At 70.9% G+C, this 25,029-nt stretch carries 20 protein-coding genes; 15 read left to right on the plus strand and 5 right to left on the minus strand.

Annotated features, from left to right (window positions below):
* Positions 1-96: 96 nt before the first annotated feature.
* The 3 genes from OG410_RS03250 to OG410_RS03260 all read left to right on the plus strand — a co-directional run bounded on the left by OG410_RS03250 (position 97) and on the right by OG410_RS03260 (position 3,118).
* On the plus strand, positions 97-660 hold the full coding sequence (locus tag OG410_RS03250; protein WP_329297702.1) for a hypothetical protein: 564 nt from the start codon (positions 97-99) through the stop codon (positions 658-660).
* 377 nt (positions 661-1,037) lie between these two features.
* Positions 1,038-1,511, plus strand: a complete 474-nt coding sequence (locus OG410_RS03255) for a DUF485 domain-containing protein (RefSeq protein ID WP_329297703.1) — start codon at positions 1,038-1,040, stop codon at positions 1,509-1,511.
* On the plus strand, positions 1,508-3,118 hold the full coding sequence (locus tag OG410_RS03260; protein ID WP_329297704.1) for a sodium/solute symporter: 1,611 nt from the start codon (positions 1,508-1,510) through the stop codon (positions 3,116-3,118). Before OG410_RS03255 ends, OG410_RS03260 begins: the two co-directional genes overlap by 4 nt.
* A 49-nt stretch (positions 3,119-3,167) precedes the next feature.
* Here the strand turns inward: OG410_RS03260 and OG410_RS03265 are convergent, their stop codons facing one another.
* Both OG410_RS03265 and OG410_RS03270 read right to left on the minus strand, forming a co-directional pair.
* Positions 3,168-4,661 (minus strand): long-chain-fatty-acid--CoA ligase, encoded by a 1,494-nt coding sequence (locus tag OG410_RS03265; RefSeq protein ID WP_329297705.1) that lies wholly within the window; start codon positions 4,659-4,661, stop codon positions 3,168-3,170.
* A complete protein-coding gene (locus OG410_RS03270) occupies positions 4,658-5,731 on the minus strand; it encodes a TauD/TfdA family dioxygenase (RefSeq protein WP_329297706.1) in 1,074 nt (357 codons plus the stop codon). The genes OG410_RS03265 and OG410_RS03270 overlap by 4 nt, the downstream gene beginning before the upstream one ends.
* Positions 5,732-5,889: 158 nt before the next feature.
* Between OG410_RS03270 and OG410_RS03275 the strand changes: the two genes are divergently transcribed.
* The 9 genes from OG410_RS03275 to OG410_RS03315 all read left to right on the plus strand — a co-directional run bounded on the left by OG410_RS03275 (position 5,890) and on the right by OG410_RS03315 (position 15,663).
* Positions 5,890-6,891, plus strand: coding sequence for an AraC family transcriptional regulator (locus OG410_RS03275; protein WP_329297707.1), 1,002 nt, complete (start codon positions 5,890-5,892; stop codon positions 6,889-6,891).
* Between the two features lie 356 nt (positions 6,892-7,247).
* A complete protein-coding gene (locus tag OG410_RS03280; RefSeq protein WP_326789877.1) occupies positions 7,248-8,300 on the plus strand; it encodes a 3-keto-5-aminohexanoate cleavage protein in 1,053 nt (350 codons plus the stop codon).
* Positions 8,301-8,529: 229 nt separating this feature from the next.
* Positions 8,530-9,504, plus strand: a complete 975-nt coding sequence (locus OG410_RS03285; protein ID WP_329297708.1) for a quinone oxidoreductase family protein — start codon at positions 8,530-8,532, stop codon at positions 9,502-9,504.
* A gap of 50 nt (positions 9,505-9,554) precedes the next feature.
* Entirely contained in the window at positions 9,555-10,463 is a 909-nt protein-coding gene (locus tag OG410_RS03290; protein ID WP_329297709.1) for a TauD/TfdA dioxygenase family protein, read from the plus strand.
* A gap of 34 nt (positions 10,464-10,497) precedes the next feature.
* Positions 10,498-11,856, plus strand: coding sequence for an MFS transporter (locus OG410_RS03295; protein ID WP_329297710.1), 1,359 nt, complete (start codon positions 10,498-10,500; stop codon positions 11,854-11,856).
* The gene (locus tag OG410_RS03300; protein WP_329297711.1) at positions 11,853-12,434 is read left to right on the plus strand and encodes an RBBP9/YdeN family alpha/beta hydrolase; all 582 of its coding nucleotides are present in this window, start codon (positions 11,853-11,855) and stop codon (positions 12,432-12,434) included. The genes OG410_RS03295 and OG410_RS03300 overlap by 4 nt, the downstream gene beginning before the upstream one ends.
* 29 nt (positions 12,435-12,463) lie before the next feature.
* Positions 12,464-14,464: an acetoacetate--CoA ligase gene (locus OG410_RS03305; protein ID WP_329297712.1), complete on the plus strand. Its 2,001-nt coding sequence runs from the start codon at positions 12,464-12,466 to the stop codon at positions 14,462-14,464.
* Positions 14,465-14,635: 171 nt separating this feature from the next.
* Complete coding sequence (locus OG410_RS03310; protein WP_326789871.1) at positions 14,636-15,010, plus strand: hypothetical protein; 375 nt, start codon at positions 14,636-14,638, stop codon at positions 15,008-15,010.
* A gap of 278 nt (positions 15,011-15,288) precedes the next feature.
* Positions 15,289-15,663: an ArsR/SmtB family transcription factor gene (locus OG410_RS03315; protein WP_389157841.1), complete on the plus strand. Its 375-nt coding sequence runs from the start codon at positions 15,289-15,291 to the stop codon at positions 15,661-15,663.
* Positions 15,664-15,691: 28 nt separating this feature from the next.
* Here the strand turns inward: OG410_RS03315 and OG410_RS03320 are convergent, their stop codons facing one another.
* A complete protein-coding gene (locus tag OG410_RS03320; protein ID WP_329297713.1) occupies positions 15,692-16,666 on the minus strand; it encodes a helix-turn-helix domain-containing protein in 975 nt (324 codons plus the stop codon).
* A 366-nt stretch (positions 16,667-17,032) separates the two neighbouring features.
* Here OG410_RS03320 and ligA point away from each other — a divergent pair, with 366 nt between their 5' ends.
* Positions 17,033-19,126 (plus strand): NAD-dependent DNA ligase LigA, encoded by a 2,094-nt coding sequence (gene ligA, locus OG410_RS03325; RefSeq protein ID WP_329297714.1) that lies wholly within the window; start codon positions 17,033-17,035, stop codon positions 19,124-19,126.
* On the opposite strand, the gene OG410_RS03330 is transcribed toward ligA, so the two are convergent.
* Positions 19,114-19,605: a GNAT family N-acetyltransferase gene (locus OG410_RS03330; protein WP_329304005.1), complete on the minus strand. Its 492-nt coding sequence runs from the start codon at positions 19,603-19,605 to the stop codon at positions 19,114-19,116. The genes ligA and OG410_RS03330 overlap by 13 nt on opposite strands.
* Before the next feature lie 248 nt (positions 19,606-19,853).
* Entirely contained in the window at positions 19,854-20,264 is a 411-nt protein-coding gene (locus OG410_RS03335; RefSeq protein ID WP_329297715.1) for a Fur family transcriptional regulator, read from the minus strand.
* A 592-nt stretch (positions 20,265-20,856) separates the two neighbouring features.
* Between OG410_RS03335 and katG the strand changes: the two genes are divergently transcribed.
* Positions 20,857-23,079, plus strand: coding sequence for a catalase/peroxidase HPI (gene katG / locus OG410_RS03340; protein ID WP_329297716.1), 2,223 nt, complete (start codon positions 20,857-20,859; stop codon positions 23,077-23,079).
* 155 nt (positions 23,080-23,234) lie between these two features.
* Entirely contained in the window at positions 23,235-24,635 is a 1,401-nt protein-coding gene (gene lpdA / locus OG410_RS03345) for a dihydrolipoyl dehydrogenase (RefSeq protein ID WP_329297717.1), read from the plus strand.
* The last annotated feature ends 394 nt before the right edge of the window (positions 24,636-25,029 follow it).

Raw genomic sequence — 25,029 nt, forward strand, 5'->3', positions numbered from 1 at the left:
CGGACACCGGGAAAACGCCTGTCAGCACGCGCGCAGCGGCGCCGAGCCGTCCGCCGGCTGCGTGCGGAAGGGGCCTACGGGCCCGCACTTCGTGAGGTGCTGCCCGCCCTCGCGGCGGTCGTCGTCATCCTGTGCGCGGTCGTCGCCGGCGTCGCCGTCGGTTACCGGGTCGCCGGTATCGGCGTACCGATCGGCGTTCTGGCCGTCCTGGCCGTCGTCACCCCCACCGTGATACGCCGGCACCGGCCACTGGCCCGCCGCCGCCTCGGTTTCTACACACCCGAGGAACTCGCGGAGCTGGACACCCAGGGTCTGGCCCTGGCCGTCTCCCGGATGCTGCGCCGGGACGGATGGCGGGTGCTCCCGCAGCGCAGGAGCGAGGCCCGCGTCCGGGTCCGCGCGCGGGACGGCCGGGGGCACCGTCTGGAGGTCGCCTTCCGGCCCGTGGCCGAGCCGCTGCCCGACGAGGACACGCCCTCGCGTTCGGGGCGTACCGGCGGCCCCGGCCCCCCGCTCCGTCTCGTGGTGCACCGCGGGGCCTTCACCCGGCGTGACGTTCAATGGGCGCGACGCCAGGGCGGAGTCCGTCTGATCGACGGCCCGTGCCTACGGCGCTGGGCGCACGGAACCCCGCTGAACGAACTGAGCGGCTCCCCCTGAGCCCGTACGGACCGTCCTCCGCCCGCGGCGCCCGCGCCGGGGCCACCGCGCCGAGCCCCCGCCCCGACCTCCGTCGGACCGCCTCCCGGACCGCCGCTCCGACCACCTTCCGGACCGCCTCCTCGACCGACGCGTACGCCCTCGGCGTCCCGCCCCACGGTGGGTCCGGCACCGGATCCGCGCACGCCGGACGTCCGCACCACCCCCACCACACTCCTCACTCCGAGCCCGGGAGCAACAGCGGTTTCTCCGACAACAGACGAGGTCAGCGGCGTGGACACGTTCCGACCAGGTAGTTGAAGGAAAGCCCTTCGCACGGGCCGACGGGCCGCATAGCGTGCGAGGACCCGAGCCGTTCCCCCACCGTCCCGCGGTCCATGCACGCCGGGCCCGCACCCCACCTGGAGACCGGCATGTCGTACGACAGCTCCGCCCCACGGCCCGCACGACCGCCGCGGGGACACCAGAACTCGTTCGCCCAGCACGTCCCGGACGCGGCCGCGGCGGAACCCTTACGCGGCGGGGCATCACCCCGCGCCTGGACCGGGCACCACCGCGATCTGCGCATCCTGCGGCGCGCCTACCGCCGTCAGCGGCGCGTGACCACCTTCGCGGTGCTCGGCTGCTTCACTCTCTTCCTCGGCCTGACCGCCGGCTGCCCCGGCCTGATGAACCGTCCCGTCACCGGTGGTCTCTCGGCCGGCCTGGTCATCGCCCTCTCCCAGATCCCCGCCACCTGGCTCGCCGTGCTCGTCTACGAACGCACCGCCCGCCGCTATGTGGATCCCCTCGCGCGCCGGGTGAACCGGAGCGTTCCGTGGGCCGAAGCCCAGCAGGAGCAGAAGCGGTGAGCGACTTCGCCGGCTCCACGCAGTCCTGGTCCCTCGTCGCCTTCTCCATCGCCGTCACGGTCACCCTGCTGCTGTGCGTTCTGACCGGCCCCGACAGCGACGATCTCGCCGAGTTCTACACCGGCTACCGCTCGCTCTCCCCGCTGCGCAACGGACTCGCCATCGCCGGCGACTACATCTCCGCCGCGACCGTGCTGACCATCGGCGGTGTCATCGCCCTGTGCGGTTTCGACGGCGTCGTCCTCGCTCTCAGCACGCTGCTCTCCCTGCTGGTGCTGATGTTCCTGCTGGCCGAACCCCTGCGGAACACGGGGAAGTTCACCATGGGCGACGTACTGGCGCGCAGGATGCCGGGCCGCACCGTGCGGATCACGGGGTGCGGTGTCACGATCGCCGCTCTCGTGCCGATGATGCTCGTCCAACTCGCCAGCACGGGGCAGCTCCTGGCGTACATCCTCGGCTTCACGGACAGCTCCATGAAGACGGGCTGCATCGTGGGAGTCGGAACCCTGATGATCACCTACGCCGCCATCGGCGGCATGCGGGGCACCGCGTTGATCCAGCTCCTGAAGATGGTCGTGCTCCTCGGCTCCGGAATCGTCGTCTCTCTGCTGATCCTCCGTCAATTCCACTGGAACCCCGGGGCGTTGTTCACCGCGGCCGCGCGGCGCAGCGGCTCACCGGACGCGTTCCTGCACGGCGGACTCCAGTTCGCCGGTGGCCCGCATCCCCGGCTCGACATGATCAGTACGCAGTTCGCCATCGTGCTGGGCGGTGCCTGCCTCCCGCATGTGACCATGCGTATGTTCACCGCGAACAGCGCCCGCCAGGTGCGGCGTTCGATGTCCTGGGCGGTGTCGTCGGTGGCGTTGTTCATGCTGATGGCGGGCGTTGTCGCCATCGGGGCGATGGCCTTGATCGGCCGGGCCGGCGTCACCGCAGCCGACCCGCGCGGGCACACCGCCTATCTGCTGGGCTCTCGTGCCGCGTTCGGCCCCGTGGTGTCCCGGGCGGAGACCCTCTTGTTCACCACGGTGACCACGGCGATCTTCCTCACCCTGCTCGCCTCGGTCGCCGGCATGACCCTTGCCTGCGCCAACTCGCTGGCCCACGACGTCTTCGCGGACCGCGGCACCGCCATGTCGTCCCAGCGGGAGACGGCTTTCGCCCGCGGCTCGGCCCTGGTGGTCGGCGCGCCCGTGATCGCCCTCGCCGTCCTCGTCCAGAACCGAAGTCTCCAGCCGCTGGCCACGATGTCCTTCTGCGTGGGCGCCTCGGCGATCGCCCCGGCCCTGGTCTACAGCCTCTTCTGGCGCCGCTACACCCGCGCCGGTCTGCTGAGCACGCTCATCGGCGGCACGCTCGCCGTCCTGGTCCTGATGCCGGGCACCAGCCTGGTGTCCGGCTCCCCGACCTCCGCCTTTCCCGCCGCCGACTTCAACTGGTTCCCGTTCACCACCACGGGGCTGGTGTCCATCCCGCTGGGCTTCGCGTTCGGCTGGCTCGGCAGCATGCTGTCCGGGCGCCGGGCAGCGGACCGGGAACGCGGGGTGTACGAGCGTGTCGAGAGCCTGATCCTCGCCGGGCCGCGACCGAGGGACCGGTGACGGCGGCAAGGCGGCCGCCCCCGTCACCTGATCCTTCGTCGTCACCGGTTCACGGGCCGCTGACCACGATCTCCCGCTTGAGGATCTTGCCCGTGGGCCCCTTGGGCAGTTCGGCCGCGATCGTGACGACCCTGGGGTACTTGTACGCGGCGACCCGCTCCTTGGCGTGCGCGCGGATCTCCTCGGCCGTGGCCTGGGCGCCGGGCCGGAGCGTGACCACGGCCGCGATCTCCTCACCGTGCAGGGGGTGCGGCATCCCCACGACGGCGGCCTCGGCGACGGCGGGGTGCTCGTACAGCACTTCCTCGATCTCGCGCGGGTAGACGTTGTATCCGCCGCGGATGATCATGTCTTTCTTGCGGTCGACGATGAAGTAGAAGCCGTCCTCGTCGACGCGGGCCAGATCACCGCTGTGGAACCAGCCGTCGCGGACCGCCTCCGCGGTGGCGTCCGGCCGGTTCCAGTACCCGGTCATGACGTTCTCGCCGCGGATGGCGATCTCGCCCACCTCTCCGGGCGCGACCGCGCCGCCGCCCTCGGCGACGAGCCGCATCTCGACCCCGCGGATGGGCATACCGATCGAGCCCGCCTTGCGCGGACGGTCCGGGTGGTTGAACGCGGCCACGGGCGAGGTCTCGGACAGCCCGTACCCCTCCAGCACGGCCGCACCGAAGCGCCGCTCGAATCCGTGCAGGACCTCGACCGGAAGCGCGGCCCCGCCCGAGACGGCCAGGCGCACCAGTCCGGCGTCGAAGCCGTCGGGGAGTTCGGCGTGCAGCAGCGCCGCGTACATCGTCGGCACGCCGAGGAAGACGGTGACCTTGTCCCGGGCGATGATCTCCAGGGCGCTTCCCGGGTCGAACCGGGGCAGCAGGGTCAGTGTGGCTCCGGTCGCGACGGCCACGTTGAGCGCGCAGGTCTGGCCGAAGGCGTGGAAGAGGGGCAGGCCGCCGAAGAGCACGTCGTCCGGTCCGACCTGGAGGAGGGTCTCGGCCGTGGTGAGGGTGTTGCTCGCCAGGTTCCGGTGCGACAGTTCGGCACCCTTGGGCGTTCCGGTGGTGCCGGAGGTGTAGAGGATCAGGGCGGGATCGTCGTCCGCCCGGTCCGGGGTGTCGCGCAGGGGTTCGTGGCCGCGCATCAGGGTGTCGAAGTCCGCGGAACCGGTCACCAGGCAGTCGGTGCCCGTCTCCGCTGCGGCCTTGGTCACCTCGTCGGCGAACAGCGGGGACACCAGCGCGACGCGCGCTCCGCAGTCGCGCAGGGTGAAAGCGACCTCGCGGGCCTTGAGCAGCGGGTTCATCGGGACGACGACTCCGCCGGCCCGCAGGATGCCGTAGTAGAGGACCGGGAACAGCGGGACGTTGGGCATGGTCAGCGCGACACGGTCGCCCGGCAGCAGCCCACGGTCCCGCAGCAGCGCCGCCACCCGCGCACTGGCGTCGTCGAGTTCGGCGTAGGTGAGCGTGTCGTCGTCGTGGCGGACGGCGACGTTCTCGCCGTGGGCCGCGACGGTGGCGGCCAGAAGGGTGACGAGGTTGGTCATGCCGGGTATCTCCTTGCGTTCGTCGCGCGGGGCGCGGCCGTGCCGCGCGGTCGGATCACATCACGAAGCGTGACCCAGTGGTGGGTGTCCCGGCTGCCTGGTCCCTGCGGGAAGGCGAGCCAGAGGCGCAGCAGGTGGTGTTCGTGTTCCGGCGATCGAGGATCCTCGATCGCCGTTCGGGCGTGCATCACCCGGTGTGTGTTGAGCACGAGCAGGTCCCCGGCCCGGAGGTCGAGGTCGAGCCGGTACTCGGGGGAGCCGGCCACGGAGTCGATGAGATCGAAGAGCTCGTGGTCGGCCGGTTCCAGGCGGGGCACGTGGGGGAAGCGCTGGGCGGATTCGAGACAGGACCGGTCGTAGCGCATGCTCAGCGTGCCCGCGGGGCCGTCGTGGCGGGAGACCAGCGGGGCCACCGCGCAGGGCGGTTCGCCGGGAGCGTGCTCCTCGCGGCGGTCGAAGTGGTACGTGCGGTACAGGCGCCCGGCGAGGTCGGGGCGCAGGTCCAGCACCGCGTTGTGGACCGCGGCCGCGCTGACCAGGGAGACGTGTCCGCCGGTGCGGGGCGTGCGCAGCGTCAGCAGGGCGAGGAGATCGGTGGGGTCGGTGTGGAAGGCCAGGGCCTCCCGGGTCCGGTCGTCACGTACGGCCGGGTCGCTCGGGCTGCGTCCGGTGTCCCGGACACGGCCGAGGACGAGTCCGTCGGCGTTCTGCGGTACGGGGTGCCCCAGGTGCCGGCCGATCCCCCAGAACACGGTGCTCGCGGCCGTCTCACCGAGCCGCTCGACGGGGATGCCCCGGACGACCGCGAACCCGCGTCCGTGTCCGAGGACACCGGAGAGGCGCTCCAGGTCGGCGCCGAGGCCGGGGAGCGGGAAGTCGGCGGCTGTCAGCCTCAGCAGGGTGAGGTCCCGTCTGCGCGTCTCGCGCAGCGCGGAGTCGATCTCGGCGAGCCCGGTCTCCGACAGGGTTGTCCGCCACTGCCCGGGGTCGGCGAGCTCCGGGCCCGTCCACACCGCGGGGCCCGAGCAGGGCGGGGGCGGTGTCCGGTCCGCGTCCGTCAGTCCTGTCATGTTCGCCTCCAATCCGTCGCGCGTTCACCTGCCGGGGAGAATGGCCCCTGAGCAGGCCCGGCCGGTGAACGGCGTCATGCTAGGTTCCTCGACCACCGCCGCGCTTGTCGTGGCGGGACAGGAGACTTGGCTTTTCGGGACATCCCTGGAGCGTGCCCATGAGACCTCTGGTCCGCACCGCCGCCCTGAGCGGCTACGTCGAGCTGTGCCGCTCCCTCGGGATCGATCCGCAGGCACTGCTGAAGCGGGTGGGCCTGGACACCGCCGCCCTCACCGTCCAGGACCGGTGGATCTCCGGCACGGCCGCCGTCCAGGTGCTGGAACTGTCGGCGGCCGAGTCGGGCCACGAGGACTTCGGGGTCCTCCTCGCCGAGTTCCGCCGCTTCTCCACGCTCGGCCCCATCAGCCTGGTCGTCCGCGAGGAACCGGACGTGCGCAGCGCGCTGGAGATGCTGATCCGCCATCAGTACATGTACAACGAGGTGCTGCACACCCGGCTGTCCGAGGGCGACGGACTGGCCACGCTGAAGGTGGATCTGAGGCTCGGCGAGGCCATGGAGTCCCGGCAGGCGACGGAACTGGCCGTCGTCGCCTTCCACCGCATCCTGAGCGACTTCCTGCACGCCCGCTGGCAGCCGCTGTCCGTGTGGTTCCGCCACTCCGCGCCGGCGGACACCTCGGCGCACGAGGACGCGTTCGGGCCCATCGTGGAGTTCGACCGCGAGATCGACGGGATCGTCTTCTACGCCGACGACCTCGACGCTCCGAACGCCATGGCGGACCCGCTGATGCGCGAGTACGCCCGTCAGTACTTCGACGCGATCGCCGTACCGAAGGACACCACCGCCGCGGACCGGGTGCGCGAACTGATCGAGGTCCTGCTGCCCACCGGGCGCTGCTCGGTCGAGCAGGTGGCGCGCAGCCTCGGCGTCGACCGGCGCACGGTCCACCGCCATCTGGCCGGGTCGGGCGAGACGTTCTCCTCGCTCCTCAATGTCACCCGGCGCCATCTCGCGGAACAGTTCGTGGCGAACCCCCGGCGGTCGCTGACGGAGATCTCCGACCTGCTGGGGTTCTCGTCGCTGAGCGGGTTCTCACGGTGGTTCCGCGAGCAGTTCGGATGCAGCCCCCGAGCGTGGCGCGAGAGCAGGACTCCGTAGCAACTCCCCCTGGACGACGGGAGCGACGGGTGGGACCCGCACCTCGGCCGTGCGCCGCCCCCGGCTGAGTCCCGCGTCACAGATGTCCCCAAATGACAAATCATCCGTCCCCTGAAGGCAAGCACGTCCCTGGCCTCGGCCCTACCTTTGCACCACCGCACAGCACAACGCGGTCGGCCGTCGGAGGGAGCCGAGCCACTCCCCCAGGCTCCCTCCGGACCGGCCGATCGCAGCGGGCCACCTCGCGCCCGCTGTCACCGGTGACCCGCATCGATCCCCGCCGGACGTCCCAGGCCCGCGCAGCGCGCGGCGATGCCCCCGGCGAGTGATCACCGATCCGACGAAGGAGACGGACCGTGCACTTCCACGACGACTCACTGTTCCCCGAGAACCAGGAAAAGCTCGTCATCCAGGCCGCTCCCTACGGGCCCGAATGGCTTCCCGGCGACGCCGACGACCTGCCCCTGACGATGGACGAGCACGTGCAGGCGGCCGTCGACTGCTACAACGCCGGTGCCACCGTTCTCCACATCCACGTCCGCGAGCTCGACGGCAAGGGCTCCAAGCGGCTGTCCATGTTCAACGAGCTGATCGGACGGCTGCGCGAGACCGTGCCGGACATGGTCCTGCAGATCGGCGGGTCCATCTCGTTCGCCCCGGAGGGCGAGGGCGCGGACGCCAAGTGGCTCGACTTCGACAGCCGTCACATGCTCGCCGACCTGGACCCGAAGCCCGACCAGGTCACCATCGCGATCAACACCAGCCAGATGAACATCGTCGAGATCATGACCGACGACGATCTGGAAGGCACCTCGATCGCCAAGCCGGACTACTACAAGGCGTACCGGGACATGTACCTGGAGGCCGGTCCGGACTTCTACCTGGAGCACCTCAAGCGCCTGAGCGCGAGCGGTATCCAGCCGCACTTCCAGCTCGCGACCCTGGCCCAGCTCGAAACCGTGGAGCGGCTGATCCGGTCCGGTGTCCACACCGGCCCGCTGGTCCTCAACTACGTCGCGATCGGCGGCGGTTTCGCGGGCCGGCACCCCGCCGACCTGATCGAGTTCGTCCGCCGCGTCCCCGACGGCGCCGTCCTCACCATCGAGAGCTCCATGCGCGCCGTGGCGCCCATGAACGCGATCGGCATCGCACTCGGCGTGCACGTCCGGGTGGGCAACGAGGACAACCTGTGGGGGCGCAAGGGCCAGCGCATGTCCAGCGTCGAGCAGATCGAGCAGATGGTGCAGATCTCGCAGGCGCTCGGCCGTGACATCGCGACCGGCGCGGAGGCCAGGAAGATCTACAAGATCGGCGAGACCTACTCCAGCACCGACGAGACGCTCGCCCAGCTCGGCATGGTGCCCAACCGCCGTCCCGGACAGCGCGGCTTCATGCTCCGCGACGCCTGACCCGACGACGCTCCACCGCACCACGACGCCGACCGCCGGATGCCGGCCCGCGATACGCCGGCTGCCGCACCGATCGCCGGTGCGGCCGGCCGGGCCGACGCCCGGCCCCGCGGTGCCACCCGCCCGGCCGGGGCGGAAGCACACGCCACGGGGCCGCCGGGGCCAGACCCCCCGGTTCCGGCGGTCCCCTCCTCCCCATCCACCCGACACGAACAACGGAGCCCCCCCAGTGGCCCACGCCATTCGATTCAAGGAGACCGGCGGTCCCGAGGTCCTGCGCTGGGAGGAGGTCGTCGTCGGCGACCCCGGCCCCGGTGAGGTCCGGATCCGCCACCACGCCGTCGGACTCAACTTCGCCGACACCTACTTCCGCACCGGGCTCTACCCCGCGCCGCTGCCCGCCGGGCTCGGCGTCGAGGCCGCGGGCGTGGTCGAGGCGGTCGGCGCGGGCGTCACCGAGTTCACCGAGGGCGACCGGGTCACGTACACGGGAAGTCCGCTCGGCGCGTACAGCACCGAACGGGTCATGCCCGTCGGCTCGCTGATCAAGCTGCCGGACGGCATCGCCTTCGAGACCGCGGCCGCGATGACCATGCGCGGTCTGACCTCCGCGTACCTGCTCCGCAGGATCCACCCTCTCGAGGCGGGTGACACGATCCTGCTGACGGCGGCGGCGGGCGGCGTCGGCCTCATCGTCTGCCAGTGGGCCAAGCTGCTCGGACTGAACGTCATCGGCACCGTCTCCACCGAGGAGAAGGCCGAGCTGGCCCGCGCCCACGGCTGCGACCACGTCATCCACTACCGGTCCGAGAACGTGGCCGAGCGGGTGCGCGAACTCACCGACGGCGCAGGGGTTCCGGTGGCCTTCGACAGCGTCGGCAAGACGACGTACGCCTCCTCTCTCGCGTCGCTGCGCCGCCGGGGCCTGCTCGTCTGCTTCGGCACCGCCTCGGGCCCCGTCCCGCCCATCGACGCCATGCAACTCGCCGTCCAGGGCTCCCTGTTCGTCACCCGGCCGGCGCTCGCCGACTACATCGCGGACCCGGCTGAGCGGGCGGAACTCGCGGGCGAGCTCTTCGACCACGTCACCTCCGGCCGCATCACCATCGAGGTCAACCAGCGGTACGCCCTCGAGGACGCCGCCCAGGCACACCGCGACCTGGAGGCGGGGCAGACCACCGGATCGTCCGTCTTCGTGCTCTGAGCCCCACCGCTCCCCCTCGGTCAACTCCACTCTCTCCAGGAGGAAGCACCATGGACCACACGCTCGCTCCCCCCGAGGGCGCCCCGGTCCGCGCCCACCACCGCGGCTCGATCAAGGTCGAACCGCTGACCTGTACCATCGGCGCGGAACTGTCCGGAGTGAATCTCGGCGACGCCGCACGCGACGACGACCTCTTCGAAGAGATCAGGTCTCTGTTGCTCCAGTACAAGGTGCTGTTCCTGCGCGACCAGGACATCACGCGCGCCGAACACGTCGCGTTCGCCGAACGGTTCGGCGCGCTGGAGGACCACCCGGTGGCCGGCAGCGACCCCGAGCACCCCGGCCTCGTGCGGATCTACAAGGACCTGGACAGCCCGGCGGAGCACTACGAGAACGCCCTGCACACCGATGCCACCTGGCGCGAGAACCCGCCCATGGGCGCCGTGCTGCGGTGCATCGAAGGGCCTCCCGTCGGCGGGGACACGATCTGGGTGAACATGGCCGAGGCGTACCGCCGGCTGCCCGAGGACATCCGCACCAAGATCCGTGGCCTCCGGGCCCGGCACAGCATCGAGGCCACGTTCGGCGCCGCCATGCCGCAGGAGAAGCGGCACGCTCTCAAGGAGCGGTTCCCCGACGCGGAACACCCGGTGGTGCGCGTCCATCCGGAGACCGGCGAGGAGATCCTCTTCGTCAACGCGTTCGCCACCCACTTCGTCAACTACCACACGCCGGAGAACGTGCGGTTCGGGCAGGACTTCGCCCCCGGCGCGGGCCTCCTGCTCAACTACCTGATCGGCCAGGCCGCGATCCCGGAGTACCAGGTGCGCTGGCGCTGGACCCCGAACAGTGTCGCCATCTGGGACAACCGCTCCACCCAGCACTACGCCGTACAGGACTACTGGCCCGCCGTCCGCCGGATGGAGCGCGCCGGGATCGTCGGCGACAGACCGTTCTAGCCCCCTTCCTCCAACAGCGCGTGAGGTGATGACGATGGAGTTGCACACCACTGCTGGACCCATCCCCGAGACGGACACGACCGCCTCGTCCGGATGGCCCGTGTCCCGACGCTACGCCTGGGTGGTCTTCGCCCTCAGTTTCGGCCTGCTGCTGTCCGACTACATGTCCCGGCAGGTACTCAACGCCGTCTTCCCCGACCTCAAGAGCGAGTGGCTGCTCTCGGACGCGAGGCTCGGCACGCTCAGCAGCGTCGTCGCCCTCATGGTCGGCCTGCTCACGTTCCCCATGTCACTCATGGCCGACCGCTGGGGCCGGGTCAAGAGCCTGCTGCTGGCCGCGGTGATGTGGAGCGTGGCGACCCTGGGCTGCGCGGTCTCCGCGAGCTACGACCAGATGCTCGTCGGCCGGCTCTTCGTCGGCATCGGTGAGGCGGCGTACGGAAGCGTCGGCATCGCCGTCGTCCTGAGCATCTTCCCGATCGGTCTGCGCGCCACCCTCTCCGGTGCGTTCATAGCGGGCGGCGCCTTCGGTTCGGTCCTCGGCGTGTCGATCGGCGGCGCGGTCGCCGAACACCTCGGCTGGCGCTGGGCGTTCGGCTTCATGGGCATCTTCGGTCTGGTCCTGGCCGCGGTCTACGGGGTCGTCGTCACCGAGAAGAGGCTGACGCCGGAAGCCGGTTCCACCGACACCGGGCCCGGTCCCGGACCGCAGGGCCGGCTGCGCGTGCTGCTGCCCCGGCTGTTCTCCTCCGTGTCGGTGATCAGCGCCTACGTGGGCAGCGGTCTCCAACTGTTCATCGCCGCCTCCCTGATGGCCTGGCTGCCCAGCTTCTTCAACCGCTACTACGACATGCCCACCGCCAAGGCGGGCGCTACCGCCGGCATCTTCATCCTCGTCATCGGCGTCGGCATGATCGGCGGCGGCATCGTCTCCGACCGCATCTGCCGGGCGTTCCCCATCCGCAAATGGGCGGTCGCCATCGGGTGCAGCATCGGCTCGCTCGTCCTGCTCATGGCCGCCTTCCGGCTGCCGACCGGACCTCTCCAGCTCGCGGTGCTGGCGGCCGGAGCCCTGCTGTCGGCCGGCACCGCCGGTCCCGCGACCGCCATGGTGGCCAACCTGACCCCCGCGGCCATCTCCGCGACGGCCTTCGCCACCCTGACCCTCGCCAACAGCCTGCTCGGGCTGGCTCCCGGGCCCGCCGTGACAGGCGCGCTCGCCGACCACATGGGACTGCTCGGCGCCCTGCGGGTCATCCCGCTCGCCGCGCTCGGCGCCACCCTCGCGTTCCTGGTCGGCCGCCACTTCTACGAGCGTGACCTGCTCCGTCTGACGGGCGCCCCCGCCCCGGCGGCGGAGCCGGAGCCGGAGGACGCGGTGGTGACCGCGTGAGCACCCGGACCGACCCGGTCGTCGTGATCGTCCCCGGGCTGCGCGATCACGTCGAGGACCACTGGCAGACCCTGCTGGCGAACCGGCTGACGGAGGCCGGGCGCACCGTGCGCACCGTCCCGCCGCTCACCGAGGACTCCCTGAGCCGCGCGGCCCGCGTGGCGGCGCTCGACAAGGTGGTCTCGGAGGCCGAGGGCCCCGTCGTGCTCGTCGCGCACAGCGCCGGCGTGATCACCACGGTCCACTGGGCCGAGGGGCACACGGCAGCACAGGTGCTCGGAGCGCTGCTCGTGACGCCGCCGGACTTCGACACCCCGCTCCCCGAGGGATATCCGACACCCGAAGTGCTCGGCGAGCACGGCTGGACACCGGTACCCCGGACCCCGCTGCCCTTCCCCAGCGTCGTGGCCGCCAGTGCGAACGACCCCCTCGGCACGGCCGAGCAGGTCGCCGGCCTGGCCCGCGACTGGGGCGGCGCCCTGGTGGAACTCGGCGAGGTCGGCCATCTCAACCCCGCGTCCGGCTACGGCCCGTGGCCGCGCGCGGAAGAACTGCTCCGCGACGTGGAAAACGGCTGAACGCCGCGTCCAGCCCAGGAAGGCACCCGATGAACACCGACACCGACCTGCTGTGGTCTCCCGGTCGCCGCGAGTTGGAGGACTCCAACGCAGCGAGCTTCATGAACTGGGTGAGCGAAGTACGGGGACTCCACTTCTCCGACTACGCCGAGCTGTGGCGGTGGAGTTCCACCGACCTCGCGGGATTCTGGTCGGCGGTGTGGGAGTTCTACGGGCTGGACGCGGTCACCGACTACGACGAGGTACTGGGCCAGGCGTCGATGCCGGGAGCCGACTGGTTCCCCGGCGCCCGGCTGAACTTCGCCGAACGCTGCTTCGCCCAGGCCACGGACGCCCGCCCCGCGCTCGTCTGTCTGACCGAGGGCGGCACCCCCGAGGAGACCTCCTGGCGCGAGCTGCGCCGGCAGGTCGCCGATGTCGCGGCGGCCCTGCGCCGCATGGGCGTGGAGCCAGGCGACTGCGTGGCCGGATATCTCCCCAACCTCCGCCAGACCGTGGTGGCACTGCTCGCCACGGCCGCCGTCGGCGCCGTGTGGACGGCCTGCTCCCCGGACTTCGGCACGCCCAGCGTGCTCGCCCGGCTCCGCCAGGCAGGGCCCGCCGTCCTCGTGGCGGCGGACGGATACCGCTACGGCGGCAAGACCTACGACCGGCGCCCCGAGGTCGCCGAACTCGCGGACGGGCTGCCCACCGTCCGCCACATCCTCGCCGTCGAGAACGTCTTCGACACCCCGGCGGAACCGTGGTCCGGCCGGCCCGACGTCCACCAGCACGCCTGGTCCGCGCTGCCGTCCGCGGACGGTCCGCTGGAGTTCGCCGACCTGCCCTTCGACCACCCGTTGTGGATCCTGTGGTCGTCGGGAACCACGGGCATACCGAAGGGGATCGTCCAGGGCCACGGCGGCATCGTGGTCGAACTGCTCAAGGCACTGGGCCTGGGCGTCGACCTGCGTGCCGACGACCGCTACCTCTTCATCACCTCCACCAGCTGGATGGTGTGGAACTTCCTGGTCGGAGGGCTGCTGCACGGCAGCACCGTCGTCCTGTACGACGGCAGCCCGACGTATCCCGGCATCGACGGCGCATGGGAGATCGCCGAACGGACCGGTGCCACCGTGCTCGGCGTGGGCGCCGCCTATCTCACCGCCGCCGAGAAGGCGGACACGCGTCCCGCGGACACCTTCGGACTCGGGCGGCTGCGGACCGTCCTGCAGACCGGGTCGACCCTCCCGCCGAGCACCTGGCGCTGGGTCCACGACCGGCTGGCGCCCGGAGTGCGGCTCCAGTCCATCTGCGGCGGCACGGACGTCTGCTCCGTACTCGCGGGAAGCACCCCGCTGCTGCCGGTCCGCGTCGGCCGCATCCAGGCGCCCTCCCTCGGCGTCGCCCTGGCCTCCTGGGACCCCGAGGGACGGCCGCTGACGGGCGAACAGGGCGAGCTGGTGGTGACCGCGCCGCTGCCGTCCATGCCGCTGCGCTTCGTCGGCGACCCGGACGGCGCCCGCTACCGGGCCAGCTACTTCGACACCTACCCCGGGGTGTGGCGGCACGGTGACTGGGTCACGATCGACCCGGACCTGTCGGTCGTCGTCGCGGGCCGCTCCGACTCCACCCTGAACCGCTCGGGTGTGCGCATGGGTTCCGCCGACATCTACGCCGTCGTCGACCAGCTCCCGGAGATCGCCGACAGTCTCGTCATCGGGGTGGAACAGCCCGACGGCGCCTACTTCATGCCGCTGTTCGTCGTACCCGCCGAGGGAACCGCGCTCGACGACGGTCTGCGCCGCCACATCGCCACGGCCATCAGGAGCCGGCTGTCCCCGCGCCATGTGCCCGACGTGATCGTGCCGGTCCCCGCCGTCCCGCGCACCCTCACCGGCAAGAAGCTCGAGGTCCCGGTCAAGCGCGTCCTCCAGGGCGCCCGCCCCGGCGAGGTCAGCAGCGAGGGGTCCATCACGCACCCGGAGATGCTGGCGTGGTTCGCGGAGTTCGCGGCCACCGGCGCAGGGGGCGCCGGGCGCCATCCGTGATCAACAACCGGTCACCGCTGATCAACCATCTGTCATCCCGTACGCCTTTCGATGCTCCTTCCGCCAGTCCCGAAACAACCCGGCCGCGCGTCGCGGACGGTCCGTAGGGTCCGAGTCACCGGCCGGTCGGGAACTCCTCCGTCCGCGCGGTGACCCGAAGGAGACATCGGTATGGCAAATGTGGAGATCTCCCTCAAGGAGACGATGACGTCGATCGAGGGCTCGCTGGGCGTGGCCCTCGTCGACTACACGAGCGGCATGGCACTGGGCACGCTGGGGGGCGGCAAGGACCTCGACCTGAACGTCGCCGCGGCCGGCAACACCGACGTGGTCCGGGCCAAGGTGCGCACGATGGAACACCTCGGGCTCAAGAGCAAGATCGAGGACGTGCTCATCACGCTCGAGAACCAGTACCACGTGATCCGGCCGCTCACGGGCCGCAACGGCAACGGACTGTTCCTGTACCTCGTGCTCAACAAGGCGACCTCGAACCTGGCCATGGCCCGCCACCAGCTCGCACGCATCGAAGCCGAACTAGAGGTGTAGACACCACGTTCTCCGCGTCTTCGCATGCCCACGACTTGAAGACTTCTTCAATTGGGTACATCCAGATCGACTCAATCACGTGGGCATGCGGAGGCGGAGCCGCCAGGATCGGTCCTTACGGCACCGCTCGCGGCGGGCGCTCGGAAGCCACCGCACCAGCCGGAGCAGCGGAGAGCCACCGCACCAGCCGGAGCAACAGACCGTCCCCAGGCGGCAGGGAGCGAACGATTTTGACCAGGCAGGTTCCCCTCTACCAGGCCAAGGCCGAGTTCTTCCGCATGCTCGGACACCCGGTGCGCATCCGGGTCCTGGAACTGCTGCAGAGCGGACCCGTCTCGGTGCGCGACCTGCTCAGCGAGATCGAGGTCGAACCCTCCAACCTCTCGCAGCAGCTGGCCGTGCTGCGCCGCTCGGGGATCGTGGTGTCGATCCGCGAGGGATCGACCGTCAGTTACGCCCTGGCGGGCGGCGATGTCGCCGAGCTGCTGCGTGCCGCCCGCCGCATCCTCACCGAACTGCTCGCCGGACAGACCGAGTTGCTGGCCGAGCTGCGTCAGGCGGACGTCGGCACGGGCCTGCCTCCCGGTCCGCGCGAGCCGGACCTCGTCGTCACCCGGTCCGTACGGCCCTCACCCGCGGTCCGGGGACACTGACGGCCCGGGACGGCCGCCTGCCGGGCCGTCAGGCCCACCCCCTGCGCGCGGCGTGCCAGCCGAGCTGGATACGGCTCTCCACGCCTGCCCGCGTCATGAGTTCACCGATGCGCCGCTGTACCGTGCGGCGGGAGACGCCGAGGCGCGCACCGACCGCCTGATCGGTCAGTCCCGCGAGGACCAGCGCGAGCATCCTGGCATCGAACGCGTCTATGGCGTCCGCGCGTTGCTCGGCGACGCCGTCGCCCGCCGGGTGCGGCGACAGCGGGTACGCCTGCTCCCAGGCCAGTTCGAAATAGGCGACCAGCGCGTCCAACAGCCCGCCGACGTGCACCAGCACCGAGGCGGCCGCGGTGTTGCGGCCGCTGAACAGGGGAAGCATCGCCAGTTCATGGTCCGCGATCATGAGTTTGACCGGCACGGCGTCGGCGACCCTGACCTGCTGTCCGGCTTCGAGCGCCCTGAGAGCCTGGGCCAGCGCTCCGGGCTCGGTCAGTGCCTCCCGGTGCAGGATCGTCCGGTAGAGCACGCCACGCCGGACTCCGGCCCCCTCCGCGACGTTGTCGCTGCGCGACACAACGGTCTGTTCGGGCACCATCATCGCCCGCACTTGTTGCCGGGCGGACTCCTGGAGCTGTCTGAACCGGTGGCGAACCGCGTCGATGTCACTGATCACTTCCACCGCGCCGCCCTCGGCACCCGTGCGGTGCTGCTCCGCGAGAGTGAGCACCGCGTGCTCCGCCGCGCTCAACTCGTCGCGACGGCGCCGAAGTTCCCCGCCCAGCGCCACCGCGGGGGGTGCCGCAAGATACCGGGTGACCGTGCCCTCGCTCACCAGACGCACGACGAGACCGCGCCCGGCCAGATCCGTGAGGACTTCACGCACCTCGGACTCGGGGCGGCCACCGTCGGCGGCCAGTTCATGGACGGCAGCCCGTCCCCGGGCCACCAGAAGGCGGTAGATCTCCTCCTCGGCCGGACCGAGACCGAGCGCGGCGAGCATGGGCCACTCCTTGAAGTCGGCGTGGTGACGCCGGACGGGACGGGGGCTGCGAAAACCCGTGGCCTGCCCGAACTCACGGTTCCTCCAAGGTCTACTTCAAGCCGTAGGCCCGTGTCACCTCCCGCGTGACGCAGTTGCCCGCATCGTCCCAAGTGCGGGCCTTGAGAGACACGAATCACTGGTGAGGGGCGTCGAATCGGGCGGTCCAGTGGCCGGTGGCCGCGGGGAGCAGGCGCCCCGTACGCCAGTGACGGCGGTCGCCGTAGGAGACGGGCCCTGCGCGGGGGTGTCCGCGGCGACCGCTCTCCACAGCGTCCAGGCCCGCTCCGGAGGGCATTGTCAGTGGTGGCAGGCAGGATGACGGGTATGACAACACCTGTTGCAGTGATCGTGGATGCCGTCGCCTACGCGCAGGCGGTCGAGGACGCGTTGAAGGCGTCGGCCGCCTACTACGAGGGCGGCACGTCCGTCCTGGACGACGACGCGTACGACCGGCTCGTGCGTGGCATCGCCGCCTGGGAGGCCGGGCATCCCGATCAGGTGCTGCCCGACTCGCCGACCGGGAAGGTCGCGGGCGGCGCCGTCGAGGGGGACGTCCCGCACACGGTGCCGATGCTGAGCCTGGACAATGTCTTCTCGCCCGAGGAGTTCACGGCCTGGACGGCGTCGCTGGCCCGGCGGACCGGTCACGAGGCGGAGCGGTACAGCGTCGAACCGAAGCTCGACGGTCTGGCCGTCGCGGCGCGCTACCACCAGGGCCGGCTCACCCGGCTGATCACCCGTGGTGACGGCACGGCGGGTGAGGACGTGTCGCACGCGATCGGGACGATCGAGGGCCTGCCCGGCGAGCTCGCGGAGCCCCTCACGCTGGAGGTGCGCGGCGAAGTCCTCATGACGACGGCGCAGTTCGAGCACGCCAACGAGGTGCGCACCGCGCACGGCGGGCAGCCGTTCGCGAACCCGCGCAACGCCGCGGCGGGCACGCTGCGCGCCAAGGAGCGCGCCTACACGGTGCCGATGACCTTCTTCGGCTACGGCCTGCTGCCGGTGTCCGGCACCGGGGCCGAGGAGGCCGCACGGCTGGGCGACCTCGCGCACAGCGAACTCATGGCGCGGGCGGCCGAGCTGGGTGTGAACACCACCGCGAGCACAGCTGTCCCCGGGATCACGGCGGCGACCGCCGAGCAGGTCCTGGCCCGCGTCCAGGAGATCGGGGCGCTGCGCGCCGAGCTGCCGTTCGGGATCGACGGGATCGTGGTCAAGGCCGACCTGGCGGCCGACCAGCGGGCCGCCGGGTCCGGTACCCGCGCGCCGCGCTGGGCGATCGCGTACAAGCTCCCGGCCGTCGAGAAGATCACCCGGCTGCTGGCGGTCGAGTGGAACGTGGGCCGCACCGGCATCATCGCCCCGCGCGGCGTGCTGGAGCCGGTCGAGATCGACGGCTCGACCATCACGTACGCCACCCTCCACAACCCGGCGGACATCACGCGCCGCGATCTGCGGCTGGGCGACCACGTGATGGTCCACCGCGCCGGCGACGTCATCCCGCGGATCGAAGCGCCCGTCGCCCATCTGCGGACCGGCGAGGAACAGCCCATCCTCTTCCCCGAGACGTGCCCGAACTGCGGATCCGCGATCGACACCAGCGAGCAGCGGTGGCGCTGTGAGCAGGGCCGCAACTGCCATCTCGTCGCCGCGCTCTCGTACGCGGCGGGCCGCGACCAGCTCGACATCGAGGGCCTCGGTCACACCCGGGTCGTCCAGCTCGTGGAAAGCGGTCTGGTCGCCGATCTCGCCGGGCTGTTCAGCCTGACCCGCGAGCAGCTCCTCGGCCTGGAGCGGATGGGTGAGACCAGCACGGACAACCTCCTCGCGGCGATCGAGGCGGCCAAGGGCCGGCCTCTGTCACGGGTGCTGTGCGCGCTCGGTGTCCGCGGTACGGGCCGTTCCATGTCCCGGCGCATCGCCCGGTACTTCGCCACCATGGACGAGGTGCGCGCGGCGGATGCGGAAACGATGCAGCGGGTCGAGGGCATCGGCACGGAGAAGGCCCCCTCGATCGTCGCGGAGCTGGTTGAACTGGCCCCGCTCATCGACAGGCTCGTCGCCGCCGGGGTCAACATGACCGAGCCCGGGGCCACCCCGCCCGCCCCGCCCGGCGAGGACGGCGAGGACGGCCCGGACGCGGAGGAGGGCGGGAGCGCCGGCGGGCCGCTGGCCGGGATGACGGTGGTGGTCACGGGTGCGATGACCGGGGCTCTGGAGCAGCTCAGCCGCAACCAGATGAACGAGCTCATCGAGCGCGCCGGCGGCCGTTCCTCCTCCAGCGTGTCGAAGAAGACGGCCCTGGTCGTGGCGGGCGAGGGCGCCGGGTCCAAGCGTGCCAAGGCCGAGACCCTGGGGGTCAGACTCGCGGCGCCGGAGGAGTTCGCCGAACTCGTCGCCGACTACCTCGCCTGATCGCTCCGCTCACGCGTCACGCCGATCCGCCGGGCCAGCACCTGGCCCGGCCAGGTCCCGGACAGGAATCGCTCGGCGGGGGTGAATCCCTGGCGCTCGTAGAACGCGACCAGTTCGCCCCCACCGCCTGCCCAGCAGTCGACCCGCAGCAGTTCGACTCCGGCACGCCGGGTCTCCTCGGCGGCGTGGGCCAGGAGCGCGGCCCCGATGCCGCGGCCGGCGTACCGGCGGTCGGACACCAGCAGCCGGACGTACCGCTCGGGTTCCGCGGCGGGCTCGATCGGCATCTGCGGGCTGGGCCCTGCGTCGAGGACCAGGGCCCCGACGGGTGTTCCGTCGGCCTCCGCGACGAAGGGCGCGTTCTCGGTCATGTACCGCCGGACGCGCTCCGCCCCGTTCTCCGTCCCCGAGTACGGGGTCGTGCCCCACTGCTCGGTGTTGCCCCGGGCGTTCATCCAGACCACCGCTCCATCGAGCATGTCCAGAATGGCCGGTGCGTCGGCCGGGCCGCCCGGCCGGATCCGTATCGACCGTGAGATGTCCCTCTGGGTGCTGTTCACGGCGGAAGCCTAGGCCGCACGGGTGGCCCGCCACAGGGCAGGCCGCCGAAAGGATCACCGCTGGCGAGTCCGCCGACCGGCCGCCGTCGAGCGTCCGCCTCGGCGACCGCCGTCCGCCGTCGGCTGTCCGCTCTGCCGTCTGCCGTCTGCCGGGATCCGGGCGGATGCTAGACGCACGAAGGGCACAACCCCCGATAGGTGACCTCCACGGCGGCCACGGTGAACCCGAATCGTTCCGTCGCCGGAAGGTCGGCCAGCGGGTCGCCGGCCGGGTGGACGTCACGGACGGTGCCGCAGGCGGAGCACACCAGATGCTGGTGCGGCCGGTGCGCGTTGGGGTCGTAGCGCTTGGCGCGGCCGTCGGTGGAGACCTCGATGACCTCGCCGAGCGAGACCAGCTCCCCCAGCGCGTTGTAGACGGTCGCCCGGGAGATCTCGGGCAGCCGTTCGGCCGCACGGGCATGCACCTCGTCGGCCGTGAGATGCACATGATCACCGTCGAGGACCTCCGCAACGACGCGCCGCTGGGAAGTCATCCGCCAGCCACGTCCTCGCAGTCGCTCCAGCAGGTCACTCATATCGGTTCACCTTTTCAGGATCGGTGGGAACCCGCAGTTTATCGGTGCGCATCCTGGGTCCGATCGAATATGGGTCTGGTGTTCTTCTTGACTTGGACTCTGTCCATTGTAGGATCGTTTTTGGCACTGGCCAAGGGACAAGAAGACTTCGGTACGAGCAGGAGAGACACAGATGTCGGGACCACCGCCGCGGAACCACGCGGCGCCGGCCTGCGAGTGACGGCCGCCGTGACACGCAGCCCGGAACCCTCCCGGACCCCGGGACCCCCTCGGCGACGGCGCGATCGCCGCCGGGACGGGCGACCCGGCGCCGCACCTGCCCGTACGCCGCACACAGCCCTCCGTCCGCCCGCCGTGGCGGGATGCGTACCCCGTATCGGACCGGCCCAGCCGGTCCGGCGCGAGCCGTGTACGGCGTCCCCGCTCCCGACCACGCGGCTGGTTGCCCCCTTTGCGCGTTATCGTCCGAAAAGAACGGCCTCCCCGTCGGCTCCGTCGACGGTCCCGGGGCCGGCCGCCGGGGCCCCGTCCCGGCCGCTCCCCCCACCCGCAGTCGCTGAGCACCGAGATCGGCCCATCCGGAAGGATTCCCATGTCTGAGAACCACGACGCGATCGTCACCGACGCGAAAACCGAGGCCGCGGGCGGCTGCCCTGTCGCACACGACCGCGCTCCGCACCCGACCCAGGGCGGCGGAAACCGACAGTGGTGGCCGGAGCGCCTCAACCTGAAGATCCTCGCCAAGAACCCGGCCGTGGCCAACCCGCTCGGTGAGGACTTCGACTACGCGGCGGCCTTCGAGGCCCTCGACCTCGCCGCGGTGAAGCAGGACATCGCCGAGGTGCTCACGACCTCGCAGGACTGGTGGCCCGCCGACTTCGGCAACTACGGCCCCTTCATGATCCGTATGGCGTGGCACAGCGCGGGCACCTACCGCATCAGCGACGGCCGCGGCGGCGCCGGTGCCGGTCAGCAGCGCTTCGCCCCCCTCAACAGCTGGCCGGACAACGGCAACCTGGACAAGGCCCGCCGTCTGCTGTGGCCCGTCAAGAAGAAGTACGGCCAGAACCTCTCCTGGGCCGACCTCATGATCCTCGCCGGCAACGTCGCCCTGGAGCAGATGGGCTTCGACACCTTCGGCTTCGCCGGCGGCCGCGAGGACGTCTGGGAGTCCGAGGAGGACGTGTACTGGGGTCCCGAGAGCGTCTGGCTCGACGACCAGCGCTACACCGGCGACCGCGAGCTGGAGAACCCGCTCGGCGCCGTCCAGATGGGCCTCATCTACGTCAACCCCGAGGGCCCGAACGGCAACCCGGACCCGATCGCCGCGGCCCGCGACATCCGTGAGACGTTCCGCCGGATGGCGATGAACGACGAGGAGACCGTCGCCCTGATCGCGGGCGGTCACACCTTCGGCAAGACCCACGGCGCCGGCCCGGCGGAGAGCGTCGGCGACGACCCCGAGGCCGCCCCGATCGAGTCGCAGGGCCTGGGCTGGAAGAGCACCTACGGCACCGGAAAGGGCGCCGACGCCATCACCTCCGGCCTGGAGGTCACCTGGACCACCACGCCCACCCAGTGGAGCAACGGCTTCTTCGACAACCTCTTCGGCTACGAGTGGGAGCTGACCCAGAGCCCCGCGGGCGCCAACCAGTGGAAGCCGAAGGACGGCGCCGGCGAGGGCACCGTCCCGGCCGCGCACGACCCGGCCAAGAAGATCGCCCCCTCGATGCTCACGACGGACCTGTCGCTGCGCGTCGACCCGATCTACGGTCCGATCTCGCGCCGCTTCCACGAGAACCCCGCCGAGTTCGCGGACGCCTTCGCGCGGGCCTGGTACAAGCTGACCCACCGTGACATGGGCCCGAAGTCCCTCTACCTCGGCCCCGAGGTCCCGGAGGAGACGCTGCTGTGGCAGGACCCGCTGCCGGAGGCGCAGGGCGAGGTCATCGGAGCCGACGACATCAGCGCCCTCAAGGCGAAGATCCTCGGCTCGGACCTGACGGTCGCGCAGCTCGTCTTCACCGCATGGGCGTCGGCCTCGACGTTCCGCGGCAGCGACAAGCGCGGCGGTGCCAACGGCGGCCGCATCCGTCTGGAGCCGCAGCGCGGCTGGGAGGCCAACGACCCCGACACCCTGGCGACGGTGCTGCGCACGCTGGAGGGTGTCCAGCGTGACTTCAACTCCGGTGACAAGCACGTCTCGCTGGCCGACCTGATCGTCCTCGGCGGCGTCGCCGCGGTCGAGAAGGCCGCCAAGGACGCCGGTCACGACGTCCAGGTGCCCTTCACCCCGGGCCGTGTGGACGCGACGGACGAGCAGACCGACGCGGAGTCCTTCGCCGCGCTGGAGCCGGCCTCGGACGGCTTCCGCAACTACCTCGGGAAGGGCAACCGGCTGCCGGCCGAGTACCTGCTGCTCGACCGGGCGAACCTGCTGACCCTGAGCGCGCCGGAACTCACCGTCCTCGTCGGCGGCCTGCGTGCCCTGGGCGCGAACCACGGGCAGTCCTCGCACGGTGTCCTCACCGCGACCCCCGGACAGCTCACCAACGACTTCTTCGTCAACCTGCTCGACCTGGGCACGACGTGGAAGGCGACGTCGGAGGACGCGACCACCTTCGAGGGCCGCGACGACGCCACCGGCGAGGTCAAGTGGACCGGCACGCGTGCCGACCTCGTCTTCGGCTCGAACTCCGAACTGCGCGCGCTCGCCGAGGTCTACGCGAGCGACGACGCCCGGGCCAAGTTCGTCAAGGACTTCGTCGCCGCCTGGGACAAGGTCATGAACCTGGACCGGTTCGACCTCGTCTGAGGTCGGGCGGCGCCTGACGCCGCCCGACACGGCCTGACGTACGGGCCGGTCCCCACGGGGGCCGGCCCGTACGCGTTCCCCTGCGTGAGAGGCCGCGGTGTTCCAGGCCGCGCCCGTCGCGCCGCCGGGGGCGGTGGCGTTCTAGGCTGAAGGTCATGAGCTCACACTTTGACGTGGTGGTCCTGGGCGCCGGCCCGGGAGGATATGTCGCGGCGATCCGGGCCGCCCAGCTCGGACTCAGCACGGCGATCATCGAGGAGAAGTACTGGGGCGGTGTGTGTCTCAACGTGGGGTGCATCCCGTCGAAGGCGCTGCTGCGCAACGCGGAGCTCGCCCACATCTTCACCCAGGAGGCCAAGACCTTCGGTATCCAGGTGAACGGGGAGGTCAGCTTCGACTACGGAGCGGCCTTCACCCGCAGTCGCAAGGTGGCGGACGGACGCGTCAAGGGCGTCCACTACCTGATGAAGAAGAACAAGATCACCCAGTACAGCGGCCGTGGCACCTTCCGCGACGACCACACGCTCGACGTCGCCCTGGCCGACGGCGGCACGGAGACGGTCACCTTCGGCAACTGCATCGTCGCCGCCGGCGCGACCACCAAGCTGCTCCCCGGAACCTCACTGAGCGAGCGTGTGGTGACGTACGAGGAGCAGATCCTGTCGGACACCCTCCCGGACAGCATCGTCATCGCGGGTGCCGGCGCCATCGGCGTGGAGTTCGCCTACGTGCTCCACAACTACGGCGTCCAGGTCACCCTCGTCGAATTCCTCGACCGGATCGTCCCGTTGGAGGACGAGGAGGTCTCCGCCGAACTGGCCCGCCGCTACAAGCGGCTCGGCGTCAATGTGCTGACCTCCACCCGTGTCGAGGCGATCGACGACTCCGGGGACAGGGTCAAGGTCATGGTGACCACGGGCGGCCAGCGGCAGACGCTGGAAGCCGGCAAGGTGCTCCAGGCGATCGGGTTCCAGCCGCGTGTGCAGGGCTACGGGCTGGAGAACACCGGGGTGAAGCTCACCGACCGCGGTGCGATCGACATCGACGGCCGGTGCCGTACGAGCGTGCCGCACATCTACGCCATCGGAGACGTGACGGCGAAGCTGATGCTGGCCCACGCCGCCGAGTCGATGGGCATCGTCGCCGCGGAGACGATCGCCGACGCCGAGACCATGGAACTCGACTACGTCATGATCCCGCGGGCGACCTACTGCCAGCCGCAGATCGCCAGTTTCGGCTGGACAGAGGCGCAGGCACGCGAGAGGGGCTTCGACGTCAAGGTGGCGAAGTTCCCGTTCACGGCGAACGGAAAGGCCCACGGCCTGGGCGAGACGGCGGGATTCGTCAAGATCCTCAGCGACGCGCGCTACGGCGAACTCCTCGGCGCCCATCTGATCGGCCCCGAAGTCACTGAACTGCTGCCGGAGTTGACGCTCGCTCAGCAGTGGGACCTGACGGTCCACGAGGTCGCGCGCAATGTGCACGGGCACCCGACGCTCGGCGAGGCGGTCAAGGAGGCCGTACACGGGCTGGCCGGTCACATGATCAATATGTGACGGGTGAATGCCGCCGCACTCCTTCCGACCTGCAGCGCAGCGCTGCGCAGCGCAGCGAGCCAGGAAGGGGTGCGGCAGCGTCTCTGGGACTTGGACTTCTCCGGGACTTTGGGCCTGCGGTGGGCTACGGGCCATGCTCCACGGCCCGGCCGACCGGCCGCGGTCACGCGAAGATCGTTCGATGGCGCCGCCGGGCTGCCGCAGGATCACGCCAACCGAAATGGCGTCCGAGTCTTCGGCCGGGTGAGCACCAGATCGCCGCCGGTGGGTGTCACCATCCCTCAGCACTCCCTCGCCACGGCCACCGTCACAATGTCACGAACCTGTTCGAAGACCGCACCCGCTCGGTGCGATCAGGCGGCAGCACCGCTCCCATGAGGCATGATCACCGGGA

It is taken from the genome of Streptomyces sp. NBC_00659 (assembly GCF_036226925.1).
Classification (GTDB): domain Bacteria; phylum Actinomycetota; class Actinomycetes; order Streptomycetales; family Streptomycetaceae; genus Streptomyces.